The 12,090-nt window shown below is 59.6% G+C and carries 9 protein-coding genes; 5 read left to right on the top strand and 4 right to left on the bottom strand.

The features are described 5' to 3' along the window. The first annotated feature begins 110 nt into the window (after positions 1-110). Positions 111-1,073: a LysR family transcriptional regulator gene (locus tag AC1DIG_RS10540; RefSeq protein ID WP_262111324.1), complete on the top strand. Its 963-nt coding sequence runs from the start codon at positions 111-113 to the stop codon at positions 1,071-1,073. Here the strand turns inward: AC1DIG_RS10540 and AC1DIG_RS10535 are convergent. The 3 genes from AC1DIG_RS10535 to AC1DIG_RS10525 form a co-directional block, all read right to left on the bottom strand. Further along, positions 1,015-1,224 (bottom strand): PA3496 family putative envelope integrity protein, encoded by a 210-nt coding sequence (locus AC1DIG_RS10535; protein WP_477767253.1) that lies wholly within the window; start codon positions 1,222-1,224, stop codon positions 1,015-1,017. The two genes, AC1DIG_RS10540 and AC1DIG_RS10535, sit on opposite strands and share 59 nt — an antisense overlap. 230 nt (positions 1,225-1,454) lie before the next feature. After that, positions 1,455-2,321 (bottom strand): transcriptional regulator HexR, encoded by an 867-nt coding sequence (gene hexR / locus AC1DIG_RS10530; protein ID WP_007954250.1) that lies wholly within the window; start codon positions 2,319-2,321, stop codon positions 1,455-1,457. A gap of 235 nt (positions 2,322-2,556) precedes the next feature. Beyond that, a complete protein-coding gene (locus AC1DIG_RS10525) occupies positions 2,557-5,427 on the bottom strand; it encodes a putative bifunctional diguanylate cyclase/phosphodiesterase (protein ID WP_477767252.1) in 2,871 nt (956 codons plus the stop codon). Positions 5,428-5,689: 262 nt separating this feature from the next. Here AC1DIG_RS10525 and uvrD point away from each other — a divergent pair, with 262 nt between their 5' ends. From uvrD to AC1DIG_RS10505, 4 genes are all read left to right on the top strand, one after another. Then, entirely contained in the window at positions 5,690-7,873 is a 2,184-nt protein-coding gene (uvrD, locus tag AC1DIG_RS10520) for a DNA helicase II (protein ID WP_145018315.1), read from the top strand. 171 nt (positions 7,874-8,044) lie between these two features. Then, on the top strand, positions 8,045-8,485 hold the full coding sequence (locus AC1DIG_RS10515; RefSeq protein ID WP_019694338.1) for an EamA family transporter: 441 nt from the start codon (positions 8,045-8,047) through the stop codon (positions 8,483-8,485). A 178-nt stretch (positions 8,486-8,663) separates the two neighbouring features. Further along, a complete protein-coding gene (locus tag AC1DIG_RS10510; protein ID WP_477767251.1) occupies positions 8,664-9,536 on the top strand; it encodes a Tim44 domain-containing protein in 873 nt (290 codons plus the stop codon). 136 nt (positions 9,537-9,672) lie between these two features. Beyond that, positions 9,673-10,080, top strand: a complete 408-nt coding sequence (locus AC1DIG_RS10505) for an SMI1/KNR4 family protein (protein WP_019694340.1) — start codon at positions 9,673-9,675, stop codon at positions 10,078-10,080. A gap of 21 nt (positions 10,081-10,101) precedes the next feature. On the opposite strand, the gene AC1DIG_RS10500 is transcribed toward AC1DIG_RS10505, so the two are convergent. Next, complete coding sequence (locus AC1DIG_RS10500) at positions 10,102-11,865, bottom strand: cation:proton antiporter (protein ID WP_477767250.1); 1,764 nt, start codon at positions 11,863-11,865, stop codon at positions 10,102-10,104. Positions 11,866-12,090 lie beyond the last annotated feature (225 nt).

Here is a 12,090-nt window from a genome sequence, read left to right as displayed (position 1 = left end):
ACAGTCACACTAGCCCGCTCAAGGGATTAACAAAAATCAATAATTATTGGGTCAGGCATAAGCAAAGGCTTATAGTTGAGAGACCCGCCTGCGACCAGAGTCTCTAGATAATGCGTAAGTCTTTGATGCGTATGACATTACGCCAGCTTCAGATCTTCAATGAAGTCTGCGATTTGCGTTCCTACAGCCGCGCAGCCGACGAAATGTCGCTCACACAACCAGCCGTTAGCCTACAGATTCGTCAGCTTGAAGAGCTGATTGGCCAGCCTTTGTTCGATTACGTCGGCAAAAAGCTCTACATGACCGAAGCAGCTGAAGCGTTACAGCGCGCCAGTCGGGATATTTTCGGGCGCCTGGAAAACCTCGATATGCAGCTCTCGGATATGCAAGGCTCATTGCAAGGCCAGCTGAAACTGGCAGTGGAATCCAGCGCCAAGTACTTCGTACCGCACTTGTTTGCCGCCTTCAAGCGCCAGCACCCGGAAGTGAACCTGCAACTGACGGTGGTCAACCGCGGACAGGTCATCCGACGCCTGTCCGATAACCGCGACGACCTGGTGATCATGTCCATGGTGCCGCAGGACATGGGCCTGGAGTTTTTGCCCTTCCTCAACAACCCGATCGTCGCCGTGGCACCACCAGATCATCCGCTGTGCCACATGGGCCCCCTGCGCTTGCAGGATCTTGAGCCCTACACATTGCTGCTGCGCGAACCCGGCTCAGGGACGCGGCTGGCGTGCGAGGAGTATTTCAAAGAGAAGCGCGTGCACTTCAACCAGACCCAGGAAGTCTCGTCGGCCGAAGCCCAGCGCGAATGCGTGGTGGCGGGTCTGGGCCTGGCCTTGTTGACGCGCCACGCCCTGAACCTGGAGTTGGCGACCGGCGGGCTCAAAGAGCTACCGGTCGAAGAGCTGCCGTTGTACCGCAGCTGGTGCCTGGTGCAGGCCAAAGCCAAACGCCTGTCACCGGTAGCGCATGCGTTCCTGGGGTTTATCCGCAGTGAACGGGTGCAGATCAGCGCGCTGGTTGAGCGTTTCGACGCGAAACTGCCGGTTTTGCCTGCCAGTAGTTGAGTTCCAGATCCGGGTATTCACCGATCTCGGCCAGAAGCTGGCGGTGCTCGCAACGATCTTCAATCGCGCGGCGAAACGCCATGCGACGCTGATCTTCTTGCTGACGGCGGGTTTTGACTGCGCTGTTGCGTTCTTCGTAGTGCTGGGCCATTTCGAGTCTCCCAAGGCGAGTACGGGAGTTTCAAGATAGGCGCGGGGGATGACGGTTTGGCGGCGCGGGGATGACAGGGATGTGAAAGTTGCCAACTTCGAGGACGTCATCGCGAGCAAGCTCGCTCCCACAGGTTCTGTGGTGTACGCACGATTTGTGCAACACAGCCGATCAATGTGGGAGCGAGCTTGCTCGCGATAAGGTCGGAACGACCTTCCGGCAATCTCGGATCAATCGTCCAGCGCTTTCACCGACTTGGGCGACAGGCGCAGGCTGCGGAGGCTGCGTTTGACGCTCTTGAGGTGGTTGACCAGGCTCGGCCCGCGCGCCATGGCCACGCCCATGGCCAGCACGTCGATCACCACCAGGTGCGCGATACGCGAGGTCAGCGGCGTATAGATTTCGGTGTCTTCGTGAACATCGATCGCCAGATTGACGGTCGACAGCTCGGCCAACGGGGTCTGGCTTGGGCACAGCGTGATCAGCGAAGCACCGCTTTCACGCACCAGGTTGGCGGTGATCAACAGGTCCTTGGAGCGGCCCGACTGAGAAATGCAGATCGCCACGTCCGTCGGTTTCAGCGTGACCGCCGACATCGCCTGCATGTGCGGGTCGGAATAGGCTGCTGCGGTCAGCAGCAACCGGAAAAACTTGTGCTGGGCATCCGCTGCAACGGCGCCGGACGCACCAAAGCCATAGAACTCGACGCGCTGAGCCTGGGACATGAGGGTCACAGCCCTCTGCAACTCCAACGGATCGAGCTTCTCGCGAACTTCCATCAGGGTGTGCAGGGTAGTGTCGAAAATTTTCAGGCTGTAGTCGGCGACGGAATCGTCTTCGTGAATCGCGAACTGCCCGAAACTCGCCCCTGCCGCCAGGCTTTGCGCCAGTTTCAGCTTCAAGTCCTGAAAACCCGAACAACCGATGGCCCGGCAAAAGCGCACGATGGTCGGCTCGCTGATGCCGACGCTGTGGGCAAGATCGGCCATGGAACTGTGCATCACAGCCGCAGGGTCAAGCAGCACGTGATCGGCAACCTTGAGCTCCGATTTGCGTAACAGGTGGCGAGACTGGGCGATATGTTGCAACAGGTTCAAAGGGCAGGACTCATTGTTATTGGCTGACGCCGGGGATGTAGCAATTTTGTAGTTATACTACAAGAATCCGCTTTTTGCCTGTTCAATCCGTAACACGATACCCCTGTTTTGGCCGGGCACACCCCATGTAGCAGCTAGAGAAGCCTGCGTTCAGTTGCGCAGCAGCCGTAAAACCTGAGCTTGCGTTCGAAGTCACTGCGACCGCTTCGCGCTCGGACACAGCCTTCGGCAGTTGCTATACAAAAGGCTTATCGGCACGCAGCAGCTCAGCTACTGCAAGCGCCTCCAACGGCCGGCTGATCAGGTAGCCCTGCACCTCATCGCACGATTCGGCCTTAAGAAATGCCAACTGCTGCGCAGTTTCAACGCCTTCTGCCACCACTTTCAGCGAAAGTCCATGCGCCATGGCAATGATTGCCCGGGTGATCGCCGCATCTTCCCCGCCCTCGCCCAACCCACGGATAAACGCCTGATCGATCTTCACGTAGTCCACAGGAATGCGCTTGAGGTAGCTCAGCGACGAATACCCCGTGCCAAAGTCGTCGATCGCCAGCTTCACGCCGAGGTCGCGCAATTGCTGGAAGGTCGCGATGATGTGCTCGACACTGTCCAGCAATTGGCTTTCAGTCAGTTCCAGTTCGAGGTAGTGCGGCGCCAGACCAGTTTCTTCAAGCACCTGGCGCACCAGGCTGACCAGCTTGCCCTGACGCAACTGGTGGACCGACAGATTGACCGAAACCCGAATCGGCTCCAGCCCCTGACGCTGCCACTCGCACGCTTGCCAGCAGGCCTGGCGCAGCACGAATTCGCCAATGGCGCCGATCAACCCGACCTCCTCTGCCAGCCCGATAAAATCCCCCGGCGGCACCCGCCCCAATGTCGGATGATCCCAGCGCACCAGCGCTTCAGCGGCGTTCAAGCGGCCAGTCGCGAGGCAGAGTTTCGGCTGGTAGAACACCTTCAGCTGCTTTTCTTCGATGGCCTTGCGCAGTTGGTTCTCCAGCTGCAAGCGCTCAAGAGTGCTGGCTTGCAGGCTCTCGGTGTAGAACTGAAAATTGTTCCCGCCCAGATGCTTGGCATGTTGCATGGCCATGTTTGACTGGCTGACCAGCGCGGAAATTTCCCGCGCGTTGTCCGGCAACATGCTGATGCCCATCGACGCACTGACCACCAGCTCATGCCCTTCAACGGTCAGCGGCAAGCGCAGCTTGGTCGACAATCGGGTGGCGACCCGCGCCAGGCTCGACAGGTTGCCGTAAGCGTCGAACAGCACCGCGAACTCGTCGCCGGACAAACGCGCAATGGTGTCCGCCTCCGGAAGCGCATTGACCAGACGCCGAGCCATTTTCTGCAGCATCTGGTCGGCGACTTCATGGCCGAGGCTGTCGTTGAGCAATTTGAAACGGTCCAGGTTGATGTGCAGCAGCGCCAGACTCCGGCCGCCCTGGCGCACCCGTTGATGGGCTTCATGCAGGCGCTCGCGGAACAATGAGCGGTTGGCCAGGCCGGTCAGTTCGTCGTAGTGGGTCAGGTAGCGCATGCGCTCTTCGGATTCGCGCCGGGCTGACAGATCGGCGAAAAAGCCAACGATATGACTCACATTTCCCCGAGAATCGCGCACCACATTCAGTTGCAACCATTGCGGATAGAGCTCGCCGTTTTTGCGCGCCTCCACCAACTCGCCCTGCCAACTGCCCTGCTGTTCCAATGCCTGATGGATCACCGAGTAGTGCCGCCGCGCGTCACGACTGCACGGCAGCTCGACCACATTGCGCCCCAGCAAATCTTCAATCTGATACCCGGTGACCCGACTGAACGCCTGATTGACCGCGATCAAGGCGTAATTCGGGTCGAAAATCACAATGCCTTCGCTGGCCGCTTCAAACACTGTCGCCGCCAGTTGCCGCTGTTCTTCAAGCCCTTTGCTGACGCTAATGTCACGCCGGGTGCCGACCATCCGGATCACCCGCCCGTTGGCCCCCCGCTCCACTGCCCGGCCGCGATCTTCGATCCAGACCCAGTGGCCATCGCCGTGGCGCACGCGGTATTCGATCTGATAATCCTCGGTGCGGCCCTTCAAATGCTCGACCAGCGCCCGCCGCAGCGGCGGCAAGTCCTGCGGGTGCAAGCGCGGCTTCAAGTGACTGAGCATCGCCGTGACGAATTCCGGCTCAAGGCCGAACAACTCTTTGAGTTGGGTGTGATGCACCTCATCGGTTTGCAGGTTCCAGTCCCAGAGCCCCAGTTCACTGGCCTTCAACGCCAGCGCCAGCCGCGCTTCGCTCTTGCTCAGGGCCTGGTTGGCGGCGTCCAGTTCGCGGCTACGCTGGGCGACGCGGCTTTCGAGGCCGACCTGGGCTTCACGCAGCTCTTCTTCGGCGTGGCGCCGCTGTTCGATTTCCCGCGCCAGCTCCTGATTGAGCTGCTCACTGCGACTTTGCGCCTGCTGCAAATGCTCGATCAGTGCCTGATTCTGGAAACGCCGCATCAAGCCGTGCTGGATCAGCCGGTTGACCTGCCACGCGACCACACTCAGAGAGCCCAGCAGAATCAGCCCGAGCCAACCCCAGCCTTGCTGCTGTTCATCGCCGCCCCAGAACAAATAACCGATCGCCGGTAACAGACACGGCAAGGTAAAAGACAGGAAGGCCGGCAGGCTCACCGCATAGGCGACACTGGCCGAGAGGGTCGCCGCGCCGATCAGGCCGAATACCCAGGCTTGTTGCAGGAAGCTGTCGGTGGGCACCAGGGCAATACCGGCACCGGCCAGCGTCAGGCCGGTCATGGCCGAGCCCAGCAGAAACATTCGACGCCAGACTGGCTGCGCCTGACGACTGGGCATCGCCGAGTCGAAAGCTGCGACCTGAATCACCCGCAACGCCACCAGCGACAGTAACCAGATCAGCCAAATGCTTACCAGGAAGTAGCGCTGCGGGCTCCAGAGCAACCCGGCACAGACCAGACCATTGATCAACATGAACAACGTGGGCAGCAACGAGCCCTGATACAGCAGACGCGTGCGCTCGACCGCCATCTCCATGGCGTATTGTTTGCGGATAACCCGAGGCTCCACAGAAGGGCCCGACAGGCTGGGACTGAGGGTCATAGGCAATGTTCTTATTCTTATTAAGGGTGAGCGTGATGAGCCCGAAATGTCGACGGAGCATACACAAGCAATGGCCCGGACCAAACTGCTCCAGATCATAAAATCGACAAAACAAATGGCCCATTGCCAGCGCTCAAAACCGCAGAAGCGCGGCCCTTCAAGGCCTGCAACGGATGACTGACCGGTCGTCCCCTGCGCTTCTTTCATCGGTTAATGCAAAGCTCGGTTTGCCCGGTGTGGCGCGGCGCCCTAGAATGCCCTGATGCGCGATGATCTCTCCCTTCTGCTGAACTCCCTCAACGATGCCCAACGTCAGGCCGTAGCTGCCTCCGTGGGTCGTCAGTTGGTCCTGGCCGGTGCTGGTTCCGGTAAAACCCGTGTGCTGGTGCACCGTATCGCCTGGTTGATCCAGGTCGAGAACGCCTCGCCACACTCGATCCTGTCGGTGACGTTCACCAACAAGGCCGCCGCCGAGATGCGCCATCGCATCGAGCAGCTGATGGGTATCAACCCGGCCGGCATGTGGGTCGGCACCTTCCACGGCCTGGCGCACCGCTTGCTGCGGGCGCACTGGCAGGAAGCCGGCCTGAGCCAGACGTTCCAGATCCTCGACAGCGATGACCAGCAACGTCTGGTCAAGCGGGTGATCCGCGAACTGGGACTCGACGAGCAACGCTGGCCGGCCCGTCAGGCCCAGTGGTTCATCAACGGGCAAAAAGACGAAGGTCTGCGCCCGCAACATATTCAAGCCAGTGGCGATCTGTTCCTGGCCACCATGCGCAGCATCTATGAAGCCTATGAGGCCGCGTGCTTGCGCGCGGGCGTCATCGACTTCTCCGAACTGCTGCTGCGCGCCCTCGACCTGTGGCGCGATCATCCGGGCCTGCTGGCGCATTATCAGAAGCGTTTCCGCCATGTGCTGGTGGACGAATTCCAGGACACCAACGCCGTGCAGTACGCCTGGTTGCGTCTGCTGGCCAAGGGCGGCGACAGTCTGATGGTGGTTGGTGACGACGATCAGTCGATCTACGGCTGGCGCGGCGCGAAAATCGAGAACATTCACCAGTATTCGGCCGACTTCCCGGACGCGGAAGTCATTCGACTGGAACAGAACTACCGCTCCACCGCCGGGATCCTCAAGGCCGCCAACGCCTTGATCGCCAACAATACCGGGCGTCTGGGCAAAGAGCTGTGGACCGACGGCGGCGAAGGCGAAGCGATCAACCTGTACGCTGCGTTCAACGAACATGACGAAGCACGCTACGTGGTGGAAACCATCGAAAGCGCGCTGAAAACCGGCATGGCCCGCAGCGATATCGCAATTTTGTACCGCTCTAACGCCCAATCACGGGTTTTGGAAGAAGCTTTACTGCGTGAACGCATTCCGTACCGCATCTATGGCGGCCAGCGCTTCTTCGAGCGGGCTGAAATCAAGAACGCCATGGCTTACCTGCGTTTGCTCGAAGGTCGCGGCAACGATGCGGCGCTGGAACGGGTGATCAACGTTCCGGCCCGTGGCATTGGCGAAAAAACCGTCGAAGCGATCCGTGATCACGCTCGTCACAGCGATGTGTCGATGTGGGAAGCCATGCGTCAACTGGTGGCCAATAAAGGCCTCACCGGTCGTGCAGCCGGCGCCCTGGGTGCGTTCATCGAGTTGATCGAGCACCTGGCGACCACAACCGCCGAAATGCCACTGCACCTGATGACTCAAACGGTCATCGAGCAGTCCGGCCTGATTGCCTATCACGAAGCGGAAAAAGGCGAGAAAGGTCAGGCGCGGGTAGAAAACCTTGAGGAACTGGTCAGCGCGGCGCGCAACTTTGAAAGCGCCGAAGAAGACGAAGACCTGACGCCGCTGGCCGCGTTCCTCGGCCACGCTTCGCTGGAGGCCGGCGACACCCAGGCCGACGAGCACGAAGACAGCATTCAGCTGATGACCTTGCACAGCGCCAAAGGCCTGGAGTTCCCTTACGTGTTCCTGGTGGGCATGGAAGAAGGCCTGTTCCCGCACAAGATGAGCCTGGAAGAGCCCGGCCGCCTTGAAGAGGAACGCCGTCTGGCCTACGTCGGCATTACCCGGGCCATGCAAAACCTGGTGATGACCTACGCCGAAACCCGACGCCTGTACGGCAGCGAGACCTACAACAAGGTTTCACGCTTCGTACGCGAAGTCCCTAAAGGCCTCATCCAGGAAGTCCGGCTGTCCAACAGCGTCAGCCGTCCGTTCGGTGGTGGCCAGAAGCAAAGTTCGAGCAGCATGTTCGCCGGCACGGAAATCCCGGAGACCGCGTTCAGCCTCGGTCAGCAAGTGCAACACGCGGTCTTCGGCGAAGGGGTGATCCTCAACTTCGAAGGCGCCGGCGCGCAGGCCCGGGTGCAAGTGAACTTCAGTGAAGGCAGCAAGTGGCTGATGCTCGGCTACGCCAAGCTTGAGGCCATCTAACGGCTACCCGAAGAGCTTTTCTGTGGGAGCGAGCTTGCTCGCGATGAACGATGACGCGGTACTCCTGAACTCCGCGGTGTCGCCATCGCGAGCAAGCTCGCTCCCACAGGGTCTTGCGTTGCATCCAACTGCAGGTTCCCACAGGTTGATCTGATAGAAGGCGTAATACACATGGGCTCGGGCTTTTTTTCTTCCTGGACATTCTGGGCCCTGTTGTCCGCAGCATTCGCAGCGCTGACCGCGATTTTCGCCAAGGTCGGCATCGAAAACGTCAATTCCGACTTCGCCACGCTGCTGCGCACGATCGTGGTATTGGTCAGCCTGGCCTTGATTTTGTACGCAACGGGCCAATATCAGTCATTAGGATCGATATCCGCCAAGAGCTACCTGTTCCTGCTGCTGTCTGGCCTGGCAACCGGTGCCTCGTGGATTTGCTACTTCCGTGCGCTGAAACTCGGGCCAGCCTCGTTGGTAGCACCCGTCGACAAACTCAGTGTGGTACTGGTGGCCGTGTTGGGCGCAGTGTTGCTGGGTGAGCGGCTCGACCTGCGCCAATGGGGTGGAATCGGTCTGATCACGGCAGGCGTGGTGATGTTGGCATTGCGACGTTAAGCAACGTTCCTGCTTAACCAATCCACTTGTCCTACAGACAAAGATACATGCGCCTACTTGTACTGACGGAGCTGAACGCAGCCTGTCAGGCAAAAGCCCGAAACACTCTGCCGCTAGCCAGTGTCACTTCACCTGTGCAACATGGCGCGCGTGCCATCCACAAATGGGAATTCCCTTTATGAAACGTTTTCTTAGCATCGCCCTGGCGCTGTGCATCGGCCTGACGATGAGCCTCGACGCCAACGCCAAGCGCTTCGGTGGCGGCAAAAGCGTAGGCGCTGCGCCTACCCACCAGACCAGCCAAATGGCGCCGTCCTCGCCTGGCATGGGTTCTGCTGCCGCGACCGCCGGTGCTGCGGGTGCCGCAGGCGCTGCCGCCAAAGCTGGCGGTGCTTCGCGCTGGCTCGGTCCTCTGGCCGGTATCGCTGCCGGCGGCCTGCTGGCCTCCATGTTCATGGGCGGCGGCTTCCAGGGCATGCAGTTCTTCGACATCCTGATCATGGCGGTCATCGCATTCGTGATCTTCCGCTTCATCGCCGCTCGTCGCCGCAAGCAACAAGAGCATATGGCCCCGGCGGGCGCGCCAATGCAGCGTGAAGTGTACGAACAGAAGCCGGCCATGGGTTCGATCTTCGGCGGTTCGGCGGCGCCTGCTGCCGCTCGTCCGGTGATCAACGCTCCGGCCTGGTTCAACGAAGAACGCTTCGTTGAAGCCGCACGCAACCACTTCCAGTCCCTGCAACAGCACTGGGACGCGAACGAAATGGACAAGATCGCCGAGTTCGTAACCCCGCAAATGCTGGAGTTCCTCAAGCGCGAACGCGCCGATCTGGGCGACGGTTTCCAGTCCACCTACATCGACAACCTCCACGTTCAGCTGGACGGCGTGGATGATCGCGCAGACAAGACCATCGCCACCCTGACCTTCACGGGCGTGTCGAAAAACTCGCGTTTCGACCAGGGCGAAGTGTTCAGCGAAAGCTGGAACATGGAACGTCCGCAAGGCGAAAACCAGCCTTGGCTGGTGGCCGGTATCCGTCAGAACGGCTAATACCGCCCGCGTTTCGCATGCTGTAATAAAAACCCCAGCCTCGGCTGGGGTTTTCTATTTCGCGGTTGCATCTATAGCAAGCTACTGTATAAACCGCCCCAACTAAACCGCGCCATTAAGCAAGAGGATCCCGGACGTGGAAGAAATCATCGAACAACTGCGTGAAGCCAACGAACCGGTACCGGTCCCCTTGGAGCTGCCTGACGAAGACCTGCTGGTGGAAATCGAAGAACAACTGTTCATCGATATCCCGTTCGTCTTCAGAGAATTCCTGCTGACCGTCAGCGACGTCGTTTACGGCAGCCTGGAGCCGGTGACTGTCACCGACCCGCAATCGCACACCTACCTGCCGGACGTTGCCGCCAACGCCTGGGATGCCGGTGTTGATCGCAGCATGATTCCGATCTGCCAGGACGGTGACAACTACTACCTGGTCGAAGAGGACGGCACCGTGGTGCTGTGGCTGGCCGAAGAAGAGCTGTTGGCCGAAGAAACCTGGGAATCGGTGTGGCACTGGGCGCGGGACGTCTGGCTGGAAAGCTGATCTGCCTGACGCTCCGCGGGGTCAATGCCCGGACGAATCCTTGTGGTTATCCAGGGTTTCCAGCAGGGCGACCTGCATCCGCGTGTGCACGCGGATGAACCAGCGCCAGAGCAGGGCCGCCACCGCGGCGGTCACGACGGCAATCAGCACCAGCAACTTGTTGGTCGGCAAGATACTGGCCGACAAGGCTGCCAGCAGCAGGAAAATCACCAGCAGCGAGAGAATCGGGATCACTTCGGCGATCACCCGACGCACTCGCTGCGTGTGGCGGCCGGCCATCTCCGGCTTCACGCCCATTTCCGCCAGCAACATCGAGAGCGCCTTCAGCTTGCGATAGGCGGCAATCAGGAATGGCAGCGACAGCAACAACGCCCCGCCCCAGATCAATGCCTTCTGCCAACTCGGATCATTGATCCAGGCATGCAGATAGCTGGAAATCCGCTCGGCAAAAAAACTGCCCGAGAAGAAGATTGCCATCACCAGCGCCAGATTGACCCCGACCTGCAACAAAATCCGCCGAATCATCGACGCCAGCTGCGCACCCTCGCCCTGCGGTTGAATGCTGCGCAGCCACTCCCCATACATTCCCAACACGCGGCCCAAACGTTGCGGGATAACTGCAGCCAGCTTCAACGAAAGCGGATCGGCGGCACGGATCAGGTACGGCGTCAGTAAGGTGGTGATGGCCGAAACAGCGACCGCCACCGGATAAAGGAAATCGCTGGTGACCTGCAAGGTCATGCCCAGCGCCGCGATGATGAAAGAGAATTCGCCAATCTGCGACAGGCCCATGCCGACGCGCAGTGAGGTGCGTCCGTCATTGCCGGCGATAAACGCCCCAAGGCCGCAAGAGAGCATCTTGCCGAGCACCACCGCGACGGTGATCACCGCAATCGGCCAGGCATACTGAAGCAGAATCTGCGGATCGATCATCAGGCCAATGGCGACAAAGAATATAGCGCTGAACATGTCGCGAACCGGCTCGATCAGGCGTTCAATTTTCACCAGTTGCCGAGACTCGGCCATGATCGCGCCAATCAGAAACGCCCCGAGCACCATGCTGTATTCAAGCTTGACCACCAGCAGGCAAAAGCCAAAACACAGGCCAAGCACGGTGATCAGCAGCATTTCGTTGCTGTCGAACTTGGCCACATATGCCAGCAAGCGCGGCACCAGCAGGATGCCGATCACCAGCGCGACGATCATGAACAACGAGAGTTTACCGACCGTGGAAAACACCTCGCCGGAACTCACGGTGCCGCTGACGGCGATACTCGAGAGCAAGGCAATAATGCCGATGCCGAGGATGTCTTCGACGATCAGCACACCAAAGATCAGCTGGGCAAAGCGCTGGTTCTTCATCTTCAGGTCGTTGAGGGCCTTGACGATGATGGTGGTCGAGGAAATCGCCAGGATCGCGCCGAGGAACAGCGAGTCCATGGTGCCCCAGTCAAACCAGCGGCCGATTTCGTAGCCGACCCAGATCATCAGCACGATTTCCAGGAACGCCGCGATAAACGCCGTGGCACCCACCTTGAACAGCTTGCGCAGGCTGAACTCCAGGCCCAGGCAGAACATCAGGAAAATCACCCCGAGTTCGGCAAGGGTCTTTATGGTTTGTTCGTCGTGGATCAACCCGAATGGCGGGGTGTGCGGGCCAATGATGAAACCGGCCACGATGTAGCCCAGGACGACCGGCTGTTTGAGCCGATGAAAAACAATGGTCACCACACCCGCAACCAGCATGATCACTGCCAGATCCTGAATAAAACTGATGGCATGCATGGCGAGGGCTCCTTGGCGCGTGGGTGTGCTGACGTCGTTGGGCGATTACCAGATCGGATGAAAGGGCCCTTGAGGTGGGCTTTTGAAGGGTAACACCGCGACTTCGGGTGCAAAGGCGGTGCAATATATAGAAACAGATCGATTCGGGCGTGACGGCCTTCATTGGCGTGGCGTCCCGTTAACGGTGGTTTTGAAAAACCAGCCAGGCACCCACAGAGGTGCTCC

This window comes from Pseudomonas sp. 05N431, assembly GCF_056397005.1.
Note: the sequence above shows the minus strand (reverse complement) of the source record. Positions and strands in the feature narration are given on the sequence as shown.

Coding starts and splice junctions, on each gene's coding strand:
- uvrD (WP_145018315.1), top strand. CDS start 5,690: ATGCGCGATGATCTCTCCCTTCTGCTGAACTCCCTCAACGATGCCCAA.
- AC1DIG_RS10510 (WP_477767251.1), top strand. CDS start 8,664: ATGAAACGTTTTCTTAGCATCGCCCTGGCGCTGTGCATCGGCCTGACG.
- AC1DIG_RS10515 (WP_019694338.1), top strand. CDS start 8,045: ATGGGCTCGGGCTTTTTTTCTTCCTGGACATTCTGGGCCCTGTTGTCC.
- AC1DIG_RS10540 (WP_262111324.1), top strand. CDS start 111: ATGCGTAAGTCTTTGATGCGTATGACATTACGCCAGCTTCAGATCTTC.
- AC1DIG_RS10525 (WP_477767252.1), bottom strand. CDS start 5,427: ATGACCCTCAGTCCCAGCCTGTCGGGCCCTTCTGTGGAGCCTCGGGTT.
- AC1DIG_RS10535 (WP_477767253.1), bottom strand. CDS start 1,224: ATGGCCCAGCACTACGAAGAACGCAACAGCGCAGTCAAAACCCGCCGT.
- AC1DIG_RS10500 (WP_477767250.1), bottom strand. CDS start 11,865: ATGCATGCCATCAGTTTTATTCAGGATCTGGCAGTGATCATGCTGGTT.